Source organism: Pseudomonas sp. Tn43 (assembly GCF_014192635.1).
GTDB lineage: Bacteria > Pseudomonadota > Gammaproteobacteria > Pseudomonadales > Pseudomonadaceae > Aquipseudomonas.
The window spans coordinates 1-21,856 of the sequence record NZ_JACHYG010000007.1; the positions used below are offsets into that span (position 1 = coordinate 1).

A 21,856-nucleotide genomic window follows, 5' to 3' on the forward strand; every position below is an offset into this window, starting at 1 on the left:
CGCCGGATAGATGAAAGCAAGCCAAACACGCATCAAAAACAGTATTGCAGAAAAGGGGGTAACCATAGATGTAGGAGCGAGGCTTGCCCGCGAAGAACGATAACGCGGTGCTCCAGGCAGACCGCGGTGATCCATTCGCGGACAAGCCTCGCTCCTACAGTATTGCGGGTTATGAAAAAGCCCCTGAATCATGAGATTCAGGGGCTTCGTTTTAACCGGATTCCCGATCAGGCCGCTTCGATCTTGCTGCGGTTCTGTTCGACCTTGTTCAGGTAATCCTTGAGCTTTTGCTGTTCCGCCGGGGTGGTGAACAGCCCAAGCTTTGTGCGGCGCCACAGAATGTCGTCGGCGGTGCTCGCCCATTCTTCGCAGCACAAGTAATCCACTTCGCGCGTGTAGAGACCGCCGCCGATGTGTTCGCCCAGATCATCAAGGTTTTCCACACCTTCGAGCATGCGCCAGGCGCGGCTGCCATAGGTGGTGGCCCAACGTCGGGCGATCTCGGTGGGCACCCAGTCGAACTTGTCGCGCAGCCGCGAGCTCAAGGCCTGCGGCGTGGTCATGTCTTCGCCGCCGGGCAGGGGCGCGCCGGCAGTCCAGCTTGGCTTGATGTGCGTGAAGTATGGAGCCAGTTGCGCCAGTGCCGATTCGGCCAGTTTGCGGTAAGTCGTCAGTTTGCCGCCGAACACCGACAGCAGCGGCGCTTCGTCGGCACCGCCCGACAATGCCAGGGTGTAGTCGCGGGTGACGGCCGAGGGGTTGTCGGATTCGTCGTTGCACAGCGGACGCACGCCGGAATAACTGTGCAGGATATCGTCGCGGTTGACCTGCTTCTTGAAGTGGGCGTTGACCACTCTGAGTAGGTAATCGGTTTCGCCTTCAGTGATCGCGACTTTCGCCGGGTCGCCCGTGTATTCACGGTCGGTGGTGCCGATCAGGGTGAAGTGGTTCAAGTACGGGATGGTGAAGACGATGCGCTGGTCTTCGTTTTGCAGAATGTGCGCGTGTTCGCCTTCATACAGCTTCGGCACGATCAGGTGGCTGCCCTGGATCAGACGGATGCCGTACGGCGATTCCATCTTCAGGTCGTCACGGATGAACTGGGCAACCCACGGGCCGGCTGCGTTCACCAGTGCTTTGGCGCGGATCGAAAACAGGCTGCCATCGGCGCGTTCCAGGTGCAGGTGCCACAAGCCCTTGGTGCGACGGGCATTGACGCAACGGGTTTGGGTATGGACGTGAGCGCCTTTCTCGCGGGCGGCCATGGCGTTGAGCACCACCAGGCGTGCGTCGTCGACCCAGCAATCGGAATATTCGAAGCCTTTGGTTATTTCGTTTTTCAGCGGGCTGTCCGGGCCGAACTTCAGGCTTTTCGAGCCTTCGAGTTTTTCTCGCTTGCCCAGGTGATCATAAAGGAACAGGCCGGCGCGGATCATCCAGGCCGGACGCAGGTGCGGGCGGTGCGGCAGCACGAAACGCATCTGTTTGACAATGTGCGGCGCCTTGGCCAGCAGTACTTCGCGCTCGGCGAGGGCTTCGCGCACCAAGCGAAATTCATAATGTTCAAGGTAGCGCAGACCGCCGTGGATCAGCTTGCTGCTGGCGGACGAGGTGTGGCTGGCCAGGTCATCCTTTTCGCAAAGGAACACCGAAAGACCGCGACCGGCGGCATCCGCTGCGATCCCCACGCCATTGATCCCACCACCGATGACGGCGATATCGTAAACCTCGGCGAGAGGGGGCGTAGGCAAGGTAGAAGTGGGCATCGGCTGGCCTCGGGCTTTAGATTTTCTATATTGGAATTCGAACATTAATGTTCATTTGCGAAAATACTAGCCCATAAAGACGCGCGCAGCCAGTCAACTTCGATTGAAAATACTGATCGAAGGACGCTTAAAGGAAAATTTACGAACATTTGTGGCGAGGGGGCTTGCCCCCGTCGACTGCGCAGCAGTCGCAGAGCGGGTTGCGATGTTTAACTGAGGATTGGCGGTGAATGTTTTGGGGCCGCTTCGCGGCCCAACGGAGGCAAGCCCCCTCGCCACAGGGGACCGATGTGCTTACACGACTTCCAACCGAATCTTGTGCTGGCTCAACAACTGCGCCAAGGCCGGTGAAGGAGGCTGATCGGTGACCAGGCAATCGATCAGGCTGATCGGCCCCAGACGAATCATGGCGTTGCGCCCGAATTTGCTGGAGTCGGCAGCCAGAATCACCTGCCGGGCATTGGCAATGATCGCCTGGGATACCCGCACTTCCTGATAATCGAAATCCAGCAGGCTGCCGTCTTCATCAATGCCGCTGATGCCGACCAGGGCGAAGTCGACCTTGAACTGGTTTATGAAATCGACACTCGCCTGACCCACCACGCCACCGTCGCGCCGCACGTTGCCACCGGTCAGCAGCACGTCGAAATCGTCCTTGGCGCTGAGCATCGAGGCCACATGCAGGTTGTTGGTGATGATCTTCAGGTGGTTATGGTTGAGCAGCGCCCGGGCGATGGATTCGGTGGTGGTGCCGATATTGATGAACAGCGAGGCGTGATCGGGAATCTGAGCGGCAATGGCTTCGCCGATACGCTGTTTTTCATCGCGCATCTGATCGGCGCGCATGGCGTAGGCAGTGTTTTCGACGCTGGAGTCGTAGGCTGCGCCGCCGTGGTAGCGACGCAACAGATTGACTTCCGCCAGTTGATTGATATCGCGGCGGATGGTTTGCGGTGTAACGACGAACAGCTGGGCCATTTCCTCGATGCTGACATAGCCGCGTTCGCGGACCAGTTCGAGGATTTGCTGCTGACGGGGAGGCAGATTCATGGGGCTTCCTTTGGGCTGCCGTGCAAAATTTGCCCATGATGCCGCAGGAATCCGCTCCCTACCAGTTAGAACCCGACCTTGGCTTATTCAGCACCCTCATGCGGTTCCCAGTCACGGGTGCGGCTGACCGCTTTTTTCCAGCCGGCGTAGAGTTTTTCCTTCGCGGTTTCGTCCAGTGTCGGTTCGAACTCGCGCTCGATCACTGCCTTGCCGCGCAACTCGTCCAGGCTGCCCCAGAAGCCACAGGCCAGACCGGCCAGATAAGCCGCGCCCAACGCGGTGGTTTCGCGCATTTTCGGACGCTCGACCTGCGTACCGAGGATGTCGGCCTGGAATTGCATCAGGAAATTGTTCGCGACCGCGCCGCCGTCCACGCGCAGGGACTTGAGGCGTTCACCGGAATCCTGCTGCATGGCGTCCAGGACGTCGCGGGTCTGGTAGGCAATCGACTCCAGTGCGGCACGAATGATGTGATCCACGCGTACGCCGCGGGTCAGGCCGAACAAGGCGCCACGGGCATACGGGTCCCAGTACGGCGCCCCCAGACCGGTGAAGGCCGGCACCAGGTAAACGCCGTTGCTGTCCTTGACCTTGTTGGCGAAGTATTCGGTGTCGTGGGCGTCGTTGATGATTTTCAACTCGTCACGCAGCCACTGCACGGTGGAGCCACCGTTGAATACCGCGCCTTCCAGGGCGTAGGCCACTTCGCCACGCGGGCCGCAAGCGATGGTGGTGAGCATGCCGTGTCTGGATTTCACCGCTTTGTCGCCGGTGTTCATCAGCAGGAAGCAACCGGTACCGTAGGTATTTTTCGCCTGGCCTGGCTCGACGCACATCTGGCCGAAGAGGGCTGCCTGCTGGTCGCCGGCGATACCGCCAATGGCGATGCCACTTTTGGTGTGGCCGTAGATTTCGGACGAGGATTTAACTTCCGGCAGCATCTCGCGCGGGATGTCGAGGACCTCCAGCATCTTCGCGTCCCACTCCAGCGTGTGGATGTTGAAGAGCATGGTGCGCGAGGCGTTTGTGTAGTCGGTGACGTGTACTTTGCCGCCGGTAAATTTCCAGATCAGCCAGCTGTCGACAGTACCGAACAACAGTTCACCCTTGCGCGCACGTTCACGGCTGCCTTCGACGTTGTCGAGGATCCACTTGAGCTTGGTGCCGGAGAAGTACGGGTCGGTGACCAGGCCCGTGGTGTCGCTGATGTATTGCTCGTGGCCATCGCGCTTGAGCTGTTGGCAGATCTCGGTACTGCGCCGGCACTGCCAGACGATCGCGTTGTAGATCGGGCGGCCGGTGGTCTTGTCCCAGACCACGGTGGTTTCGCGCTGGTTGGTGATGCCGATGGCTGCGACCTGATCGTGATGCAGGCCGGCCTGCGCCAGAGCCTCGACCATCACGGCGCTTTGGGTGGCGAAGATTTCCATCGGGTCATGTTCGACCCAACCGGCTTGCGGGTAATGCTGTGCGAATTCGCGCTGGGCAGTGCAGACCACATTGGCGTCACGGTCGAAAATAATCGCGCGGGAGCTGGTCGTACCCTGATCGAGGGCAATGATGTAGTTCTTATTCTGAATGTCGGTCATGTCGATTGCCTGGGACGAAAGTTGGGAAGTGAGGTCAGGCGCGTGGACAGGAGCATGCGCCAACGGTTTCAAGACGTTCTTGGTTTGCCGTCAATGGCCGGTGCTGCATCCTTTGTAGCAGGTATGGCGCTGGGCAGATGACGGGCAATCAGCCCGCGATACGCTGCAGCACCGAGGCAGGCACCGACAATCGGTGCAAAAATCGGGATCAGGAAGTACGGGATATCGCGCCCGCCAGTGAAGGAAATTTCACCCCAGCCGGCGAAGAAAGTCATCAGTTTAGGACCGAAGTCGCGAGCCGGGTTCATCGCGAAACCGGTCAACGGGCCCATCGAGCTGCCGATCACGGCAATCAGCAGGCCAATCAGCAGCGGTGCCAGCGGCCCTTTGGGCAGGCCATTGTTGTCGTCGGTCAACGACATGATCACGCCCATTAATATGGCGGTGATGATCACTTCAACCAAAAAGGCCTGGGCAGTGGTCAGGGCAGGGTTCGGGAAAGTGGAGAACACCGATGCCAATTCAAGGCTGGCCTGGGTTCCACGAACCATTTGGTGAGTTTGTTCGAAATCGAAGAAAAGGTTGCTGTACAGCGTGTAAACCAACAAGGCCCCGCAAAAGGCACCGGCCACTTGGGAGAAGATATAGAAAGGCAGTTTGCGCTTTTCGAAGTCGGCGAAAATGCTTAGCGCGATACTCACGGCAGGATTGAGGTGCGCACCGGAAACACCGGCGGTGAGGTAGATCGCCATGCTGACGCCAACTCCCCAGATGATGCTGATTTCCCACAGCCCGAAGCTGGCACCCGCTACCTTGAGCGCGGCAACGCAACCGGTACCGAAAAAGATGAGCAGTGCAGTCCCCAGAAACTCAGCCATGCATTGGCTCGAGAGCGACGGTTGTTGTAAAGCAGTTGTCATTGAAAACCTCGTTTTTGTTGTTGTCTGGCGCTTTTGATCAAAGTCAAAGTGCGATTTTCACCAAGTCAGGATCCCCATCCGGAGCTCGGCTTACTGCTGGGTGCGGCGATGAGACATTCGTGCAGTATTCAGATTCGAAAAAATATAGACAAGAAACGCTGCTGTCAAAGGTCGAAAGTGAACCGCTGGTCATAATTCAACTATTAGTCCTGTGAATGACTTTGTTGTTAATCAGCCAAATCGGCCTTGATCGAACGGCGAGATAGGGGCTCCAGCCTTTGAAATAGCGCCGAAATAGAGCCTTTTATTGATCAATGACCTAGAATCGTGCCCAGTATTTTTCTTCTGCCGCCAAGCTTGGAGCTGCCATGACCCCCGCATTGGATTTGTTGAAAAAAGTTCGTGCCGAACATCGCCTGCACAGTTACGAACATGATCCGAAGGCAGCGTCCTATGGTCTGGAGGCCGCGGAAAAACTGGGGTTGGACCCGGCGCAGGTATTCAAGACATTGCTGGCGGCCAGCGAAAAAGGGGAATTGTTGGTGGCGGTGGTGCCGGTCGTCGGAAGTCTGGACCTGAAGGCGCTGGCGCAGGCCGCAGGGGTGAAGAAAGTTGAAATGGCCGATCCCGCGGCTGCACAGCGCTCGACAGGTTATCTGTTAGGCGGCATCAGTCCGCTGGGGCAGAAGAAACGCCTGCGTACCTTTATCGATCATTCGGCTCAGCCTTTTCCCAGCATCTTCGTCAGCGCCGGACGACGTGGGCTGGAAGTCGAACTGGCGCCGGCGGCGTTGGCCGAACATACCCAGGCGAAGTTCGCCGATATCGGCCGCGCCTGAACGGAAGACTTTGGACGCTCAGCCTGTATGGTGGAAATTGATGGGTTCTGTCACTGGTGAAGGGTTCTTCCTGGCTTCATGCTCGTCGACCTGAAAAAGGGAGGAAATGGCATGCAGCTAGAGTTTCATCAGGTCGACGCGTTCAGCAATCGGCCATTCAGTGGCAACCCGGCGATGGTGTACCGGCTCGATTCCTGGCTCGACGATGAGTTGATGCAAAAAATCGCCGCCGAACACAACCTCGCCGAAACCGCGTTTCTGGTGCGTGAGGGTCCTGTCTGGCACATCCGCTGGTTTACCCCGACCACCGAAGTCCCGTTATGCGGCCATGCAACCCTGGCCAGCGCCTATGTTCTGTTCGAAGTCTATAAGGAACCGGTCGAACGGCTGGACTTCATCTGCAAGTCCGGCCCGCTGAGTGTCAGTCGTGAGGGCGAGCGTTTGTGGCTGGATTTCCCGGTCATCGTGCCGACGGAAGTGGACGTGGCCGCGGATATCGAGCGCGCCTTGGGCGTGAAAGCAATCGACATTCTGGGTTCGACCGAGTTGTTCGTGGTGCTGGAATCCGAGCAGGCGGTGCTCGATTGTCAGCCGGACATGATTGCGCTGGCAAAACTGCCATGGCTGGGCGCCATTGTGACGGCCCGGGGCAGCAAGCATGACTTTGTGTCGCGATACTTTGCCCCGGCAATCGGCATCGACGAAGACCCGGTGACCGGGTCGACCCATTGCAGCCTGATTCCATATTGGTCGGAACGCTTGAACAAGTCGAACCTGATGGCTTATCAGTGCTCAGCCCGAGGCGGTGAATTGTTTTGCCAGCTGGAAGGGGATCGAGTGAGTATTGGCGGCAATGCCACGCTTGTTGCAAGTGGCAAATTAATGCTCGGATGATTTTTTGTAGGAGCGAGCGGTGCGGCGATCCGACTTGCCCGCGAAGGCGACGTGTCAGTCGACATCATCATTGACTGACATGACGCCTTCGCGGGCAAGCCACGCTCCTACAGGTTCCGGTGTCAGCTGGCGGAGCTGTACCGCCGAACACCGGATTCGATCACCGGAATCTGCGCCGCCATGCTGCCGGAAGCCTGGAACAGCACCAGGTGTTCAGCCGCCACCCGAATGCCGACTTCAGCACCGACCAGATGATCGGCATGACTCGGGAAAATCGATTCCAGCTGCGCGCCCGTAGGTAACAGCAAGCGATACAAGGTTGATGCGCCCTGGAAACTCTTGCCAACAATCTGCGCCCTCAGTGGGCTGTCCGGCGCATAGACGATATCGTCCGGACGCAACAACACATCCACAGCACAACCGATTGGCCAGGTGTAGGCACGGTTGCCGCGTAATTCACCCAACTCGGTTTGCACCGACTCCGGGCTGCTCAATTGGCCGCGAATGAAGTAACCCTGGCCAATGAAACTGGCCACGAATGGCGTCAGGGGTTCGTGATAAAGGTTGTAGGGCGTATCCCACTGCTCCAGGCGACCTTCCTTGAAAACACCGACATGGTCACTGACCGCGAAGGCTTCTTCCTGATCGTGGGTCACCAGGATTGCGCTGGTGCCGCGAGCCTTGAGAATGGCGCGTACTTCATGACTGAGCTTGCGTCGCAATTCACCGTCGAGGTTGGAAAACGGTTCGTCGAGCAACAGCAGTTGTGGTTCCGGCGCCAGGGCGCGGGCCAACGCCACACGTTGCTGCTGGCCACCGGACAGCTCGTGGGGGAAGCGCTTGCCGAGGTTTTTCAGGTTGACCAGTTCGAGCAGTTCTTCGGTGATGCGATCCTTTTGCGGGTGCTTGCGGATCCCGAAAGCAATGTTCTCGGCCACGCTCAAATGCGGAAACAGTGCGTAATCCTGAAACACCATGCCAATCCGGCGCTTCTCCGGGGCGAGGGTGAAGCCGGCGCTGGAGATGGTCTCGCCCGCCAACTGGATTTCCCCTTCATGCACCGGTTCAAAACCGGCAATCGCCCGCAGGGTGGTGGTTTTGCCGCAGCCCGAAGACCCCAGCAGGCAACCGATATCGCCGGCATTCAAATGCAGGTTGAGGTTCTGCACAACCCGCTGGTTTTGGTAACCGCAGACCAGGTTGCGCAAATTCAGCAGTAATGGCTGGCTCATGCGTGGTGGTATGAAGGCGGGACGAGGAATTCGAGCAAGGCCTTTTGTGCGTGAAGACGGTTTTCCGCTTGATCCCAGGCCACTGAGCGTGAGTCGTCGAGCAGGTCGAGGCTGATTTCCTCCCCACGGTGAGCGGGCAGGCAATGCATGAACAATACGTCCGGCGCGGCGAGGTCGAGCAGGGCACGGTTGACCTGGAAAGGTGCGAACAACTTCAGGCGCTTGGCGGTTTCCTCTTCCTGGCCCATTGAGGTCCAGACATCGGTGCTCACCAGGTGCGCGCCGCGCACGGCTTCTTGCGGATCGCGGACGATGGTCACCCGATCGCCGGCTTTAGCCACAAACTCAGGATTGGGTTCGTAACCTTCCGGGCAGGCGATGCGCAACTGGAAGTCGAACTGGATCGCCGCTTCTATATAGCTGTTGCACATGTTGTTGCCATCGCCGATCCAGGCCACGGTCTTGCCTTGAATCGAACCGCGATGTTCGAGGAAGGTTTGCATGTCGGCCAGCAACTGGCAGGGGTGCAGATCGTCGGACAGGCCGTTGATCACCGGCACGCGGGAATTGGCGGCGAATTCGGTCAGGGTGCTATGGGCAAAGGTACGGATCATCACCGCATCGAGCATGCTCGACATGACGATGGCGCAGTCGCCGATCGGCTCGCCACGACCCAATTGGGTGTCGCGTGGCGACAGGAATATCGCCTGGCCGCCGAGCTGGATCATGCCGGCTTCGAACGAAATACGGGTGCGGGTCGAGGACTTCTCGAAAATCATCCCCAGGACCCGGTTTTTCAAAGGCTCGAACAGTACGCCGCGGTTACGCAGGTCCTTGAGCTCAACGCCTCGACGGATCACGCTGACCAGCTCTTCGGGCGTGCAATCCATCAGGGAGAGAAAGTGCCTTGCGCTCATCATTGACTACCTTTTTGCAACAGACCGCAGATACTCAAAGCCTTGTTTAACTGAAAAACGGGCGAGACCTGCGGCGTAAGCCGCACGGGGCGACGAAATAGGGGAAGGCGCGATATTGACATTAAATGTCGCGTTTTTCCAATGGGCTACGGTGTTTAGGGGATTTCAGAGGGGCTACGGGTGATTGCAGTAGCGCTTTTGAAGCCTGTTTCCTGACAGCAGCTAACCATTTGTACACCGCGCTCGCCGGGCTTGGCAATCAAACAGGGCGCGGGCGACACGCTGGCGGTCGGTTTTTGACCTGTTATTCGGGCCTTTGGCGGGCAATGTGTCTTGTCCGAAACATTTGCTAAAGCAAAGTGCTGCGTTATAACTAAGGCACGAGCGATGCAGGAAGCGATCCGGAATGGAATCGAAAGAACAGCTGTTAATGGAATTACTCGGGCTGACGGCCCGCTCTCTGACTCACCTCACTGCGTCCATGACCTCGATGTCTTTCGAGTTGTTGCGCAGTGAAGACGAAGTCACGAAGGCGGCCGGTCGGCACATGATTGACCGCATGGCCACCATCAGCGCCGGGCTGGACGAGCATTGGCGACTGATCGGCGAGCTCACGGGCGTGCATGTTGCCCACGAGCAGATCGAAACCATCGAGGAGATCCAGTTGCAGGCGCCGCCGAGTCTGCCGTCAAACTGATCCCTTGCTGCCATCGGCTGGCCTGATGGTCGCCGATTCACAAGACGAACATGGCTGGCAAAGGGGCGGATCGCGCGCCATAGTTTTGTTCCCGCGGCCGCTATTGCCCGCCCAGAATAAAACAGAGACTGGCCATGACCAAGACTCTCCATCACCGTGCATGCCACCTGTGTGAAGCCATCTGCGGCCTGACCATCGAAACCACCGAGGTCGAAGGCGGCGACGTACAAATCACCTCGATCAAGGGGGATCCACAGGACACCTTCAGTCGCGGGCACATCTGCCCCAAAGCGGTTGCCCTGCAAGACATTCAGAATGATCCGGATCGCCTGCGTCAGCCGATGCGACGGACAGGCAGCGAATGGCAACCTATGGAATGGGAAGACGCTTTCAGTCTTGTAGCCGAGCGTCTGGCGGCGATCCAGGAGCGTCACGGGCAGAACGCGGTGGCGGTCTATCAGGGCAATCCCAGCGTACACAACTACGGGTTGATGACCCACAGCAATTATTTCCTCGGCCTGCTGAAAACCCGCAACCGGTTTTCCGCGACGTCGGTCGATCAATTGCCCCATCACCTGACCAGTCATTTGATGTATGGCCACGGCTTGCTGCTGCCGATCCCGGACATCGATCACACCGATTTCATGCTGATCCTGGGCGGCAATCCACTGGCCTCCAATGGCAGCATCATGACCGTGCCGGATGTGGAGAAGCGCCTCAAGGCGATTCAGGCCCGGGGCGGCAAAGTGGTGGTGGTCGATCCGCGTCGCAGCGAGACGGCGGCGATGGCTGATCAGCATCTGTTCGTGCGCCCCGGTGGCGACGCGGCGCTGTTGTTCGGGCTGCTCAATACTTTGTTCGCCGAAGGCTTGAGCCGCGACAGTCATTTACCCGTCGACGGCCTGGATGAGGTGCGTGAAGCGATCGCGGGTTTCACTGCCGAGGCCATGAGCCCACTCTGCGCGGTGCCCGCCGAGCAGATCCGCCAACTGGCACGCGACTTCGCGGCAGCGCCGACAGCGGTCTGCTATGGGCGAATGGGGGTTTCGACCCAGGCTTTCGGCACCCTGTGCCATTGGCTGGTGCAACTGATCAATCTGGTCACCGGCAACCTCGACCGGGTGGGCGGTGCGTTGTGCACCGAGCCTGCGGTGGATCTGGTGGCGTCGACCTCGGGCGGGCATTTCAACCGCTGGCAGAGCCGCGTGTCCGGGCGTCCGGAATACGCCGGAGAATTGCCCGTATCGGCGCTGGCCGAAGAGATGCTCACCGAAGGGGAAGGGCAGGTCCGCGCGCTGATCACCGTCGCGGGTAACCCGGTGCTGTCCACGCCCAATGGCCGACAACTGGAGCAGGCCCTGGACGGGTTGGAGTTCATGGTGAGTGTTGACCTGTACATCAATGAAACCACCCGTTATGCCGACCTGATCCTGCCGTCGACGTCGGCACTGGAAAACGATCATTACGACACCACGTTCAACCTGTTCGCGGTGCGCAACGTCACCCGCTTCAATCGGGCGATCCTGGCCAAGCCTGAAGGCGCGCTGCATGACTGGGAAATCTTCGTGGGGCTGGCCAAAGCCTTTGCGGCCAGGACCGGCAAGGAACTTAAACCGACCATCGCGCCGGCGCAGATGATCGATCACGGGTTGCGGATGGGCCTGTATGGCGACGCTTCGCACCATAAGCTGTCACTGGCGACCCTGTTCGATCATCCTCATGGTATTGATCTCGGGGCGCTCAAACCCAATCTGGCGCCGCGCTTGAAAACGGCCAATCAGCGAGTCCAGGCGGCACCCGCCCAGATTCTCGCCGACCTGGCGCGCTTCGCCGCACTGCAAGCACCGGCTGCCGACGAGTTGCTGCTGATCGGCCGCCGCCACGTGCGCAGCAATAATTCGTGGATGCACAATTATCACCGTCTGGTGAAAGGCAAACCGCGCCATCAATTGTTGATGAACCCGGATGACTTGGCCTGCCGCGGAATCAGCGATGGGCAGCGGGTGCGCGTCAGTTCGCGGGTCGGGGTGATCGAGGTTGAAGTGGTCGCCAGCGTGGATATGATGAAAGGTGTGGTCAGCCTTCCTCACGGTTGGGGTCATGCACGACCGGGTGTGCAGATGACGATTGCCAGCGGTCAACCCGGCTCCAGCGCCAATGACCTGACTGACGAACGTCAGCTCGATGAGTTGTCGGGTAATGCGGCGTTGAACGGCGTACCGGTGACCGTAGTGGCGGCGTGAACATGACTGTCGGGGAGGCCGAGCATGGCGCTCGGGTTTCCGTTACAATGCGCCACCGTGCCGACCACTGAGTCGGAAAGTTCAGCCGAGGTGCTCCATGGATATCATCGAAACGATTAAAGAGCAGATTGCCAACAACACCATTCTGCTTTACATGAAAGGCTCGCCGAATGCCCCACAGTGTGGCTTCTCCGCGAAAGCCGCACAGGCTGTAATGGCCTGTGGCGAAAAGTTTGCCTATGTGGACATCCTGCAGAACCCGGAAATCCGCGCCAACCTGCCCAAATACGCCAACTGGCCAACCTTCCCGCAATTGTGGGTTGGTGGCGAGCTGATCGGGGGCAGCGACATCATGACTGAAATGGCTGCTGACGGTTCGTTGCAAGCAACGATCAAAGCTGCTGTTGAAGCTGCTGCTGCCAACAAGACCGACGCCTGATTCGATACCTGTGTAGGAGCGAGCGGGCGGCGATCCGACTTGCCCGCGAAGAACGATAACGCGGTGTTATTGATAAACCGCATCATCGTTCTTCGCGGGCAAGCCTCGCTCCTACAAGAGCGTGTCTCGTCCTGAAATAGGTTTACACCCGTTTCAGGACGAGATAGCGCACATAAAAAAGCCCCGCCTCTTTGAAAGAGAGCGGGGCTTTTTATTGCATCGCAATTAACGGTGCAGAATTTACTCGTCGCCCATCTGCGACTGCAGATAGTTCTCAAGACCGACTTTATCGATCAGGCCCAATTGGGTTTCCAGCCAGTCGATATGTTCTTCTTCGGATTCAAGAATGTCTTCGAGCAGTTCACGGCTACCGAAGTCACCAACAGTTTCGCAGTGAGCGATAGCGACTTTCAGATCGGCATGGCCGTCGCGTTCGATCTTCAAGTCACACTCAAGCATTTCCTTGGTGTGTTCGCCAATGTTCAGCTTACCCAGGTCCTGGACGTTCGGCAGGCCTTCAAGGAACAGGATGCGCTTGATCAGCTTGTCGGCGTGCTTCATCTCGTCGATGGATTCGTCGTACTCGTGCTTGCCGAGCTTGTTCAGACCCCAATCTTCATACATGCGCGCATGCAGAAAGTATTGATTGATCGCGACCAGCTCATTGCCAAGGATTTTGTTGAGGTGCTGGATGACTGTAATGTCGCCTTTCATGATGGGGTCCTGCCCTGTATTAGCTGTTTATGAGGCAGAGTTTGAGCCGCGTGATTAAGAGTGTCAAACCTAAGTTATTGAAACTTAAATGAAAATTAATCGGAATAAGAATGTTTGTGTTCCGCGTCTAGTGCGTAAGCGATTGATTTTCAGACATAAAAAAACCGGACATCAAGTCCGGTTCTTTGAAATACGGTCATTAAGCGGCGGTAAATTCTGCGGGGTAGGGGATCGATGCCTGAGCCGATTGCAGTTTGCCCAGGGTTTCACGGACCACTTCCTTGGCAAGGCAGGCGCATTTACCGCATTGGCCGGCTACGCCGGTAGCCTGACGGACTTCCTTATAGCTGCAGCAACCTTCATAGATTGCATCGCGGATTTGACCGTCGGTGACGCCAGTGCAGAGGCAGACATACATAAGTGAGAACCGTCGCTGGTTGTGACTCAATTGCGATGGATCTTAATGTTAACGAGAATGATTGTCAAAGTGGTTTCTGAAGCCTTTTCGTCATAAGGGCCTGTGACTGACGAACGGTTTCTTCTCACGTAGGCAAGAGAAAAATAGAGCAGCGGTCTTTTTACCGTCCAGGAAAAAAACCGTTAAGGCGCTAAGGACAGGTGAAAAACGCGGTGTATGATGGTCGGCCTTTTGCGAAGCAGGTTTGTGTCACAGGGCTGTCGCCCGAGGGTGGCAGGCTGGCATGAACCCTGTTCTTCAACGTTATTACACCAGGAGATATCCAATGAGCGTACTCGTAGGCAAACAAGCCCCTGACTTCACCGTACCAGCCGTACTCGGCAATGGCGAAATCGTAGACAGCTTCACCCTGTCCTCGGCCATCAAAGGCAAATACGGCCTGGTGTTCTTCTACCCACTGGACTTCACTTTCGTTTGCCCGTCCGAGCTGATCGCTCTGGACAACCGCATGGCTGACTTCGCAGAGCGCAACGTGGAAGTGGTCGCGGTGTCGATCGACTCGCACTTCACTCACAACGCATGGCGCAACACCCCGGTGAACAGCGGCGGCATCGGTCAGGTTCGTTACACCATGGCTGCCGACATCAAGCAGGAAATCATGAAGGCTTACGACGTTCAGTCCGCTGACGGCGTTGCCTTCCGTGGCGCGTTCCTGATCGACGACAAAGGCGTTGTCCGCTCGCAGATCGTCAACGACCTGCCGCTGGGCCGTAACATGGAAGAGCTGATCCGTCTGGTCGACGCTCTGCAATTCCACGAAGCGCACGGCGAAGTTTGCCCCGCCAACTGGAAAAAAGGCGACAAAGGCATGAACGCTTCGCCAGAAGGCGTTGCTGCATACCTGACCGAGCACGCTGCTGCGCTGTAAGCACGTTCCAGGCATAAAAAAACCGGCTGATTAGGCCGGTTTTTTTATGGGCGGGATCAACCCGTGCCGTTTACTTCGGGAGCGAGCTCCCTCGGTATCGGATGCGTGATGGATCAGTCGTTGTAGTCTTCCCAGCCGCCCATTTGTTTCCAGCGATTGACGATGCCGCAGAACAGCTCGGCAGTCTTCTCGGTGTCGTAGCGAGCCGAATGAGCCTCGCGACCGTCGAAGTCGATATCGGCTGCCTGACAGGCCTTGGCCAATACGGTTTGACCGTAGGCCAGACCTGCGAGGGTCGCGGTATCGAAGCTGGAAAATGGATGAAACGGGTTACGTTTCATGTCCAGGCGTGCGACAGCGGCGTTGAGGAAGCCCAGATCGAAACTGCTGTTGTGCCCGACCAGAATCGCCCGTTTGCAGCCGTTGGCTTTCAGGGCCTTGCGGATGCCGCGGAAAATGTCAGTCAGGGCCGCTTCCTCACTCACCGCCATGCGCAACGGGTGATCGAGCTTGATCCCGGTGAACTCCAGAGCAGCCGCTTCGATGTTCGCGCCTTCAAATGGCTCGACGCGGAAGAAGTAGGTGTGATCGGGATACACAAAGCCTTTTTCATCCATGGCAATGGTGGTTGCAGCAATTTCCAGCAGGGCATCGGTGGCCGAATTGAAGCCACCGGTTTCTACGTCGACGACAACCGGCAGGTAACCGCGGAATCTGGCAGCCATTGGATGACGAGGACCACCTCCGTTGCCTTGACCGTCCTGTTCGTCGTCGAAATGGTCTTCACTCACGCGTGTTCCTCCAGCAGGCGCCAGCGCAGTTTTTCACCGGCGCGCAGCGGGATTACAGTCAGCTCGCCAAACGGCAAGCTGGTTGGGGCGGTCCACTCATCGCGGACCAGGGTGATGCGATCGGTGTTCACCGGCAGGCCATAAAAGCGCGGGCCGTTGAGGCTGGCGAAGGCTTCGAGCTTGTCCAGCGCGTTGCGCTGTTCAAAGGCTTCGGCATACATCTCGATCGCGGCATAAGCGGTGTAGCAACCGGCACAGCCGCAAGCCGCTTCTTTGGCATGCAGGGCATGGGGCGCCGAGTCGGTGCCGAGGAAGAACTTGTCGCTGCCACTGGTGGCGGCGTCGAGCAGGGCTTCCTGGTGGGTATTGCGCTTGAGGATCGGCAGGCAATAGAAGTGCGGCCGAATCCCGCCCACCAGCATGTGGTTGCGGTTGTACAGCAGGTGATGCGCGGTGATGGTTGCGCCGACGTTGGCCGAAGCCTCGTTGACGAACTGCACGGCATCAGCGGTGGTGATGTGTTCGAACACCACTTTGAGAGTCGGGAAACGCTCGACCACTCGACGCAAGTGCTCGTCGATGAAGATCTTTTCGCGATCGAAAACGTCGACATCGCCACGGGTGACTTCACCGTGAACCAACAAGGGCATTCCGACGTCGGCCATGGCCTCGAGTGCAGGGAAAATCTTGTCGATGCTGGTGACGCCAGAGTCCGAATTGGTGGTCGCTCCGGCCGGGTACAACTTGGCGGCGTGAACGAAACCGCTGGCCTTGGCCTCACGAATTTCTTCGGGCTGGGTGCGGTCGGTCAGGTACAGAACCATCAACGGTTCGAAACGGCTGCCGGCCGGACGGGCGGCGAGAATCCGCTGGCGATAGCCATTGGCTTCAGCCGCGTTGCGCACCGGCGGTACCAGGTTGGGCATGATGATGGCGCGACCAAAGGTGCGCGCGACATCCGCGACGGTATTAGTCAACACAGCACCATCGCGAAGATGAATATGCCAGTCGTCGGGACGCAGCAGGGTCAGGCGGTCGGACATGAGGGGATTCCAGGCGGGTCAAACTCAGGGGAATGCTACCGGAAAAGACTCTTGCAGGCACTCGCTATCAAGTTTTGCCGCAAGCTTCCGATATCCAACAGGTATGCCGTAAAGATGTGTGTGGTCTTTTTGTTGCACAAGCCAGTGGAGCCCTCCCGTGCGCCAGCGTTATTTAGCCTTGCTCAGTGTGTTTGCCAGCCTTCCTGCGATGGCGCTCACTTTCCAGACCCGTCTGGAGAGCATCGAGTGGACGGTCGAAGGTGACAAGTTCGAATGCCGCCTGACTCAGCCCGTCACCGATTTCGGCTCGGGAGAGTTCGTGCGTCGTGCCGGCGAACAGGCGACATTTCGCTTGAAGGCCTACAACTCGATGATCGGTGGCGGTTCCGCGACCTTGCTGGCAGCCGCTGCGCCATGGCAGCCGGGGCGCGGTGACATCAACCTGGGCTCGGTGCGAATGGGCAGCGGCAACGTGCTGTTCAACAGCTCGCAGGTTCAGGCCGGGCGCCTGATCAGCGGGTTGCTGGACGGTCGCAGCCCGGTGGTTCGACACTCCTCGGGCGATGGGCGGGTATCCGAAGTCCGTCTGCTGCCGGTCAAATTCAGCAAGGCCTACAGCGACTATCAAGGGTGTGTAGCCAAGTTGCTGCCGCAGAATTTCGAGCAGGTGAAGCAGTCCCAAATCGGCTTTCCGGGGGAGGGTATCGATCTCGACACCCAAGCCAAGGCTCATTTACAGGTCATGCTGGAATTCATGAAAGCTGATCCGACGGTCAATCACATTGAGCTCGACGGCCATTCCGACAACAGTGGCAACCGCCTGACCAACCGCGAACTGTCGCGACGCAGGGCGCTGGCCGTGATGGATTTCTTCAAGGCCAATGGTATTCAGGAATCGCAGATTACCCTGCGTTTTCATGGAGAGCGCTATCCTTTGGCGCCGAACAATAACGCCGCCAATCGGGCGAAGAATCGCCGGGTTGCCGTACGCCTTGAACGGGTAGCGCCGACCGAGAAACCGGCGTCGCAAGCCACCGCTTCGGCGAGCAGCGCGACGACCTCCTGAACCTGCTGAAATCGTCGTTCGCTCGACATAATCTGTCGCTTCGTCGTCATAAGCTGTCGCGCCTCTGTAAAATATTCTGCATGAGCGGTAGACTTGACGGCTTTCCGTAGAACCCCGTGGAGTGATGGCATGGCGGACGTAAACAAGGTCGTTCTGGCGTATTCCGGCGGCCTGGACACTTCGGTGATCCTCAAGTGGCTGCAGGATACTTATAACTGTGAAGTAGTGACCTTCACCGCTGACCTGGGTCAGGGCGAAGAGGTCGAACCGGCCCGCGCCAAGGCACAGGCCATGGGCGTAAAAGAAATCTACATCGACGATCTGCGCGAAGAATTCGTGCGCGATTTCGTGTTCCCGATGTTCCGCGCCAACACCGTTTATGAAGGCGAGTACCTGCTGGGTACTTCCATCGCTCGTCCGTTGATCGCCAAGCGCTTGATCGAAATCGCCAACGAAACCGGCGCTGACGCCATTTCCCACGGCGCGACCGGCAAGGGCAACGACCAGGTTCGTTTCGAACTGGGCGCCTACGCCTTGAAGCCAGGTGTGAAAGTGATCGCTCCGTGGCGCGAATGGGACCTGCTCTCCCGTGAAAAGCTGATGGATTATGCTGAAAAGCACAACATCCCGATCGAGCGTCACGGCAAGAAGAAATCCCCGTACTCGATGGACGCCAACCTGCTGCACATCTCCTATGAAGGCGGCGTGCTGGAAGACACCTGGACCGAGCACGAAGAAGACATGTGGAAATGGACCGTCTCCCCGGAGAACGCTCCTGACAAACCGCAGTACCTGGAACTGACTTACCGTAACGGCGACATCGTTGCACTGGACGGCGTCGAAATGACTCCGGCCACCGTGCTGACGACCTTGAACCGTATCGGTGGCGAACACGGTATCGGCCGTCTGGACATCGTCGAAAACCGCTACGTCGGCATGAAGTCTCGCGGCTGCTACGAAACCCCGGGCGGCACCATCATGCTGCGCGCTCACCGCGCGATCGAATCGATCACCCTGGACCGCGAAGTGGCTCACCTCAAAGACGAGCTGATGCCTAAGTACGCCAGCCTGATCTACACCGGTTACTGGTGGAGCCCTGAGCGTCTGATGCTGCAACAGATGATCGATGCTTCCCAGGCCCACGTGAACGGCGTAGTGCGCCTGAAGCTGTACAAGGGCAATGTGATCGTTACCGGTCGCAAGTCCGACGAGTCGTTGTTCGATGCCAATATCGCGACCTTCGAGGAAGATGGCGGCGCCTACAACCAGGCCGACGCAGCGGGCTTCATCAAGCTCAATGCCTTGCGCATGCGTATCGCGGCAAACAAAGGCCGCAAGCTTTTCTGAGACCTTTGAGTCGGTAATGGATTTGTGGCCTTGTTGATGACAAGGCCACAAATTGGAAGAGGGGGCTGCTGCACATAGCGTTTCGCTTTCTTCTTGTTTTTGCTAACCGTTGCTTCTGCTTTTCTGTCCTTGATCTGCCTCAAGGGCTGCCTTTCTGATGGGCGGCATTTCAATGTCTAGCCCATAATCGTCACACCCTTTGAGCTCAAATTGTAAGAAATACAGAACGTTGCGCTGTTGCGTTTCTTTATTTGCTTCCAATGTTTGAGCGTATTGGCCTTCAGCAATTTATCCGAATCGGTACACGTGAGAAATACGATCACCTGTGCTGGATTGTCCGCAGGATACTGGATGCTCTCCATCAAGGCGCTGAACGCCATTTTCTTGTGTATCCACCGCGCATCAACGATATGCAGATCCTTTAGGGGGGCAGGCAGATTTACGTGGTGCTGAGTCGAGCCTTCAGGCGCTACCCTGGGTGGGTTGTTTCTCGGAGGATGAACGTTCTCCATGGCTTTTATGAAATGCTTTCCCTTCACAAAATCGGAGGGCGCATAAAGCGATCGATAGTTGAAGTTGAGAGTAATGAAGAAAAGAAAAAGCAAGTAAAAGGGAAAACTGATCAGGAACCACACATAGAGTTCTCTTTCCTGGTTATCGAGAAAAGGGAGAGACACGGCGGCCGATGTTTCAGACAGTACCGCAAATATCGCAATAATCGTCATGGGGTTGGTGATTCTTTTTTTGAGTTTTATCATAGGGTGTGCTCATTAAATGTTGTCTTTTCTCGAATGATTTATGGGGTGTGATAATTGATATCGGGTTGCATTGCTGTGGTATTGCATTGTTTTTTGTTGGGGAGTTGAACTTGTTATAGTCGCTGTATTGTTGCAAGTGCGAGTATGGCTGTTTATTTACTTTAATGGGGTTGTAATATTGATCAAGTGTTACGGTGTGTGAGAGCTTTTGATTGTTTGAGCGCGGCGTGCGCACGAGGGTATAGGAAAATACCCGTTACTTTTAAGGATAATTCAATGGTCTACCTATCGTAGAACAGTGTATTGACATTGTTCTTTTGTCGTTTTTTGGTTGTAAGTCGATACAAAAAACTGTCAAGGTACTGAATAATAATAGATCAGTAAAAATCTTTGCTTGTTCGTATGGCAATGATTTTTTGTAGGAATAATCCGTGTTGTTTGTAGGCTATGTCTCTCACTGCAAGTGGCCAAGGGTGACGGCGTGCCATGGATGAAATGACTACGCTATGGTGCGGGCTCTAAAAATTCGAACAGCGAAATTGGACTTGCCCATGAATAAAGTGCTGATCGTGGATGATCACCCCGTCATTCGTCTTGCGGTACGTATGCTAATGGAACGTCATGGCTACGAAGTCATTGCAGAAACAGATAATGGTGTGGACGCATTACAACTTGCCCGTGATCTTATGCCGGATATTGTCATACTGGATATTGGAATACCGAAGCTGGATGGGCTTGAAGTTATCGCGCGACTGACATCAACGGCGATGCCGCTTAAAGTTCTGATATTGACATCCCAGGCGCCGGGACATTTTTCCATGCGTTGCATGCAGTCGGGGGCCGCCGGATATGTTTGCAAGCAGCAGGATCTCACTGAATTGCTCAGTGCAATAAAAGCCGTATTGTCAGGCTACAGCTACTTTCCTAATCAGGCGCTGCATACCGTACGTTCCAGTCTTGGGAACGCCAGTGAAGCGGATATGGTGGATCGTTTGTCCGGGCGAGAGATGATGGTCTTGCAACAATTGGCCCGAGGAAAGACAAACAAGGAGATTGCCGACGGAATGTTTCTAAGCAATAAAACCGTCAGTACTTATAAAACCCGTCTTCTGTTAAAGCTCAATGCTCGCTCACTGGTCGACCTGATTGAACTGGCCCAGCGCAATGGCCTGGTATGAAGCTACCAGCGTTTGACGAGACGCGATAGACAGGTGTTTGTCAGGGGGGCGGCACTTAGTAAAAAGCCTCCGTTTCGGGAGGCTTTTAAGTGTCATAAGTCAAAATCGTAATCGGCCAATTGCTTCTGCAGTCGGCGCTCCTCCAGCAGATTGTCGATGGTACGGCGTTTGCTCAGGTTGGTCTTTGCAACTTCCACTACCGGCTCTGCGTCATCGGCCTCAACGGGGGTGAAGTCGTCTTCTACGTCCAATTGTTCTTTGCCAGTGCTCATAAGGTTAACTCCAGGCTAAGGCTGCCCTTTGGCGCTCCTTATATCGACAATTTCCCGGCGGGTAAAAAAGATTTTTTCAATCGATCAATCCAAAAAACTAATAGCGCCTCAATCGTCCGAGGTCTTTTGCTTGAATTCGCACAAATCCTCGATTCGGCAGCTGCCACACCGCGGCTTGCGGGCCAGGCAAACGTAGCGCCCATGGAGAATCAGCCAATGATGGGCGTCGAGCAAATATTCCTTCGGCACGAACTTCATCAGCTTTTGCTCCACCTCCACCACGTTCTTGCCCGGAGCAATGCCGGTACGGTTACTGACCCGAAAAATGTGAGTGTCCACGGCCATGGTCAACTGACGAAAGGCGGTATTGAGCACCACATTGGCGGTCTTGCGACCGACGCCGGGCAATGCCTCCAGCGCCTCGCGGGTCTGCGGTACTTCACCGCCATGGCGCTCCATCAGCAAGCGACAGGTTTCGATCACATTTTTCGCTTTGCTGTTGAACAGACCGATGGTCTTGATGTACTCCGACAGCCCTTCGACGCCCAAGGCATGGATCGCCGATGGCGTATTGGCCACCGGGAACAGTTTGGCGGTGGCCTTGTTCACGCCGACATCGGTCGATTGCGCCGAGAGAATCACGGCGATCAACAATTCGAACGGTGAGGAGTACGCCAGTTCGGTCTTGGGGTCAGGGTTGTCTTCGTGAAATCTGCGGAAAATTTCCAGACGTTTTGCGGCATTCATGGGCGATG

22 protein-coding genes are annotated in these 21,856 nt (G+C 56.8%); 9 read left to right on the plus strand and 13 right to left on the minus strand.

Features of this window, described 5'->3' with window-relative positions:
* Window positions 1-227 precede the first annotated feature (227 nt).
* From glpD to FHW68_RS18455, 4 genes are all read right to left on the minus strand, one after another.
* On the minus strand, window positions 228-1,766 hold the full coding sequence (gene glpD, locus FHW68_RS18440) for a glycerol-3-phosphate dehydrogenase (RefSeq protein WP_183682128.1): 1,539 nt from the start codon (window positions 1,764-1,766) through the stop codon (window positions 228-230).
* Window positions 1,767-2,060: 294 nt separating this feature from the next.
* A complete protein-coding gene (locus FHW68_RS18445; RefSeq protein ID WP_095632280.1) occupies window positions 2,061-2,816 on the minus strand; it encodes a DeoR/GlpR family transcriptional regulator in 756 nt (251 codons plus the stop codon).
* A gap of 83 nt (window positions 2,817-2,899) precedes the next feature.
* A complete protein-coding gene (glpK, locus tag FHW68_RS18450) occupies window positions 2,900-4,405 on the minus strand; it encodes a glycerol kinase GlpK (protein ID WP_095632279.1) in 1,506 nt (501 codons plus the stop codon).
* Window positions 4,406-4,473: 68 nt separating this feature from the next.
* Window positions 4,474-5,325, minus strand: a complete 852-nt coding sequence (locus FHW68_RS18455) for an MIP/aquaporin family protein (protein ID WP_095632278.1) — start codon at window positions 5,323-5,325, stop codon at window positions 4,474-4,476.
* Between the two features lie 368 nt (window positions 5,326-5,693).
* Between FHW68_RS18455 and ybaK the strand changes: the two genes are divergently transcribed.
* Entirely contained in the window at window positions 5,694-6,164 is a 471-nt protein-coding gene (ybaK, locus tag FHW68_RS18460; protein WP_183682131.1) for a Cys-tRNA(Pro) deacylase, read from the plus strand.
* A 111-nt stretch (window positions 6,165-6,275) separates the two neighbouring features.
* Complete coding sequence (locus tag FHW68_RS18465; protein WP_183682134.1) at window positions 6,276-7,058, plus strand: PhzF family phenazine biosynthesis protein; 783 nt, start codon at window positions 6,276-6,278, stop codon at window positions 7,056-7,058.
* 122 nt (window positions 7,059-7,180) lie between these two features.
* On the opposite strand, the gene FHW68_RS18470 is transcribed toward FHW68_RS18465, so the two are convergent.
* Together FHW68_RS18470 and argF are read right to left on the minus strand one after the other, a co-directional pair.
* Window positions 7,181-8,290, minus strand: a complete 1,110-nt coding sequence (locus FHW68_RS18470) for an ABC transporter ATP-binding protein (RefSeq protein WP_095632275.1) — start codon at window positions 8,288-8,290, stop codon at window positions 7,181-7,183.
* Window positions 8,287-9,207: an ornithine carbamoyltransferase gene (argF, locus tag FHW68_RS18475; RefSeq protein WP_032830187.1), complete on the minus strand. Its 921-nt coding sequence runs from the start codon at window positions 9,205-9,207 to the stop codon at window positions 8,287-8,289. The genes FHW68_RS18470 and argF overlap by 4 nt, the downstream gene beginning before the upstream one ends.
* A gap of 406 nt (window positions 9,208-9,613) precedes the next feature.
* Between argF and FHW68_RS18480 the strand changes: the two genes are divergently transcribed.
* The 3 genes from FHW68_RS18480 (at window position 9,614) to grxD (ending at window position 12,586) form a co-directional block, all read left to right on the plus strand.
* Window positions 9,614-9,904, plus strand: coding sequence for a hypothetical protein (locus FHW68_RS18480; protein ID WP_095632274.1), 291 nt, complete (start codon window positions 9,614-9,616; stop codon window positions 9,902-9,904).
* A 134-nt stretch (window positions 9,905-10,038) separates the two neighbouring features.
* The gene (locus FHW68_RS18485; protein WP_095632273.1) at window positions 10,039-12,147 is read left to right on the plus strand and encodes a molybdopterin oxidoreductase family protein; all 2,109 of its coding nucleotides are present in this window, start codon (window positions 10,039-10,041) and stop codon (window positions 12,145-12,147) included.
* 97 nt (window positions 12,148-12,244) lie between these two features.
* Complete coding sequence (gene grxD / locus FHW68_RS18490; protein ID WP_095632272.1) at window positions 12,245-12,586, plus strand: Grx4 family monothiol glutaredoxin; 342 nt, start codon at window positions 12,245-12,247, stop codon at window positions 12,584-12,586.
* Window positions 12,587-12,826: 240 nt separating this feature from the next.
* On the opposite strand, the gene bfr is transcribed toward grxD, so the two are convergent.
* Both bfr and FHW68_RS18500 read right to left on the minus strand, forming a co-directional pair.
* Complete coding sequence (gene bfr / locus FHW68_RS18495; RefSeq protein ID WP_095632271.1) at window positions 12,827-13,300, minus strand: bacterioferritin; 474 nt, start codon at window positions 13,298-13,300, stop codon at window positions 12,827-12,829.
* A gap of 199 nt (window positions 13,301-13,499) precedes the next feature.
* Complete coding sequence (locus FHW68_RS18500) at window positions 13,500-13,718, minus strand: bacterioferritin-associated ferredoxin (RefSeq protein WP_095632270.1); 219 nt, start codon at window positions 13,716-13,718, stop codon at window positions 13,500-13,502.
* Between the two features lie 325 nt (window positions 13,719-14,043).
* Here FHW68_RS18500 and FHW68_RS18505 point away from each other — a divergent pair, with 325 nt between their 5' ends.
* A complete protein-coding gene (locus FHW68_RS18505) occupies window positions 14,044-14,646 on the plus strand; it encodes a peroxiredoxin (RefSeq protein WP_095632269.1) in 603 nt (200 codons plus the stop codon).
* A 113-nt stretch (window positions 14,647-14,759) separates the two neighbouring features.
* Here FHW68_RS18505 and rnt read toward each other — a convergent pair whose 3' ends face one another.
* Both rnt and pyrC read right to left on the minus strand, forming a co-directional pair.
* Window positions 14,760-15,437 carry a ribonuclease T gene (rnt, locus tag FHW68_RS18510; protein ID WP_008069497.1) on the minus strand — a complete coding sequence of 226 codons (678 nt, stop codon included), beginning with the start codon at window positions 15,435-15,437 and terminating at the stop codon, window positions 14,760-14,762.
* On the minus strand, window positions 15,434-16,480 hold the full coding sequence (gene pyrC / locus FHW68_RS18515) for a dihydroorotase (protein WP_095632268.1): 1,047 nt from the start codon (window positions 16,478-16,480) through the stop codon (window positions 15,434-15,436). The genes rnt and pyrC overlap by 4 nt, the downstream gene beginning before the upstream one ends.
* Before the next feature lie 157 nt (window positions 16,481-16,637).
* On the opposite strand from pyrC, the gene FHW68_RS18520 reads away from it, so the two are divergent.
* Together FHW68_RS18520 and FHW68_RS18525 are read left to right on the plus strand one after the other, a co-directional pair.
* Window positions 16,638-17,546: an OmpA family protein gene (locus tag FHW68_RS18520; protein ID WP_095632267.1), complete on the plus strand. Its 909-nt coding sequence runs from the start codon at window positions 16,638-16,640 to the stop codon at window positions 17,544-17,546.
* 129 nt (window positions 17,547-17,675) lie between these two features.
* Entirely contained in the window at window positions 17,676-18,893 is a 1,218-nt protein-coding gene (locus FHW68_RS18525) for an argininosuccinate synthase (protein WP_095632266.1), read from the plus strand.
* 176 nt (window positions 18,894-19,069) lie between these two features.
* On the opposite strand, the gene FHW68_RS18530 is transcribed toward FHW68_RS18525, so the two are convergent.
* Window positions 19,070-19,651, minus strand: coding sequence for a hypothetical protein (locus FHW68_RS18530; protein ID WP_183682137.1), 582 nt, complete (start codon window positions 19,649-19,651; stop codon window positions 19,070-19,072).
* Window positions 19,652-20,202: 551 nt separating this feature from the next.
* Here FHW68_RS18530 and FHW68_RS18535 point away from each other — a divergent pair.
* Window positions 20,203-20,829 carry a response regulator transcription factor gene (locus tag FHW68_RS18535; protein ID WP_008069501.1) on the plus strand — a complete coding sequence of 209 codons (627 nt, stop codon included), beginning with the start codon at window positions 20,203-20,205 and terminating at the stop codon, window positions 20,827-20,829.
* Between the two features lie 92 nt (window positions 20,830-20,921).
* On the opposite strand, the gene FHW68_RS18540 is transcribed toward FHW68_RS18535, so the two are convergent.
* Together FHW68_RS18540 and nth are read right to left on the minus strand one after the other, a co-directional pair.
* The gene (locus tag FHW68_RS18540; RefSeq protein WP_007898493.1) at window positions 20,922-21,101 is read right to left on the minus strand and encodes a PA3496 family putative envelope integrity protein; all 180 of its coding nucleotides are present in this window, start codon (window positions 21,099-21,101) and stop codon (window positions 20,922-20,924) included.
* 108 nt (window positions 21,102-21,209) lie between these two features.
* A complete protein-coding gene (gene nth / locus FHW68_RS18545) occupies window positions 21,210-21,848 on the minus strand; it encodes an endonuclease III (protein ID WP_095632264.1) in 639 nt (212 codons plus the stop codon).
* Between the last annotated feature and the right edge of the window lie 8 nt (window positions 21,849-21,856).

Excerpts from the sequence above, each read along its gene's own strand:
- glpD (WP_183682128.1), bottom strand. The coding sequence starts at position 1,766 with ATGCCCACTTCTACCTTGCCTACGCCCCCTCTCGCCGAGGTTTACGAT.
- FHW68_RS18445 (WP_095632280.1), bottom strand. The coding sequence starts at position 2,816 with ATGAATCTGCCTCCCCGTCAGCAGCAAATCCTCGAACTGGTCCGCGAA.
- glpK (WP_095632279.1), bottom strand. The coding sequence starts at position 4,405 with ATGACCGACATTCAGAATAAGAACTACATCATTGCCCTCGATCAGGGT.
- FHW68_RS18455 (WP_095632278.1), bottom strand. The coding sequence starts at position 5,325 with ATGACAACTGCTTTACAACAACCGTCGCTCTCGAGCCAATGCATGGCT.
- ybaK (WP_183682131.1), top strand. The coding sequence starts at position 5,694 with ATGACCCCCGCATTGGATTTGTTGAAAAAAGTTCGTGCCGAACATCGC.
- FHW68_RS18465 (WP_183682134.1), top strand. The coding sequence starts at position 6,276 with ATGCAGCTAGAGTTTCATCAGGTCGACGCGTTCAGCAATCGGCCATTC.
- FHW68_RS18470 (WP_095632275.1), bottom strand. The coding sequence starts at position 8,290 with ATGAGCCAGCCATTACTGCTGAATTTGCGCAACCTGGTCTGCGGTTAC.
- argF (WP_032830187.1), bottom strand. The coding sequence starts at position 9,207 with ATGAGCGCAAGGCACTTTCTCTCCCTGATGGATTGCACGCCCGAAGAG.
- FHW68_RS18480 (WP_095632274.1), top strand. The coding sequence starts at position 9,614 with ATGGAATCGAAAGAACAGCTGTTAATGGAATTACTCGGGCTGACGGCC.
- FHW68_RS18485 (WP_095632273.1), top strand. The coding sequence starts at position 10,039 with ATGACCAAGACTCTCCATCACCGTGCATGCCACCTGTGTGAAGCCATC.
- grxD (WP_095632272.1), top strand. The coding sequence starts at position 12,245 with ATGGATATCATCGAAACGATTAAAGAGCAGATTGCCAACAACACCATT.
- bfr (WP_095632271.1), bottom strand. The coding sequence starts at position 13,300 with ATGAAAGGCGACATTACAGTCATCCAGCACCTCAACAAAATCCTTGGC.
- FHW68_RS18500 (WP_095632270.1), bottom strand. The coding sequence starts at position 13,718 with ATGTATGTCTGCCTCTGCACTGGCGTCACCGACGGTCAAATCCGCGAT.
- FHW68_RS18505 (WP_095632269.1), top strand. The coding sequence starts at position 14,044 with ATGAGCGTACTCGTAGGCAAACAAGCCCCTGACTTCACCGTACCAGCC.
- pyrC (WP_095632268.1), bottom strand. The coding sequence starts at position 16,480 with ATGTCCGACCGCCTGACCCTGCTGCGTCCCGACGACTGGCATATTCAT.
- FHW68_RS18525 (WP_095632266.1), top strand. The coding sequence starts at position 17,676 with ATGGCGGACGTAAACAAGGTCGTTCTGGCGTATTCCGGCGGCCTGGAC.
- FHW68_RS18530 (WP_183682137.1), bottom strand. The coding sequence starts at position 19,651 with ATGATAAAACTCAAAAAAAGAATCACCAACCCCATGACGATTATTGCG.
- FHW68_RS18535 (WP_008069501.1), top strand. The coding sequence starts at position 20,203 with ATGAATAAAGTGCTGATCGTGGATGATCACCCCGTCATTCGTCTTGCG.
- FHW68_RS18540 (WP_007898493.1), bottom strand. The coding sequence starts at position 21,101 with ATGAGCACTGGCAAAGAACAATTGGACGTAGAAGACGACTTCACCCCC.
- nth (WP_095632264.1), bottom strand. The coding sequence starts at position 21,848 with ATGAATGCCGCAAAACGTCTGGAAATTTTCCGCAGATTTCACGAAGAC.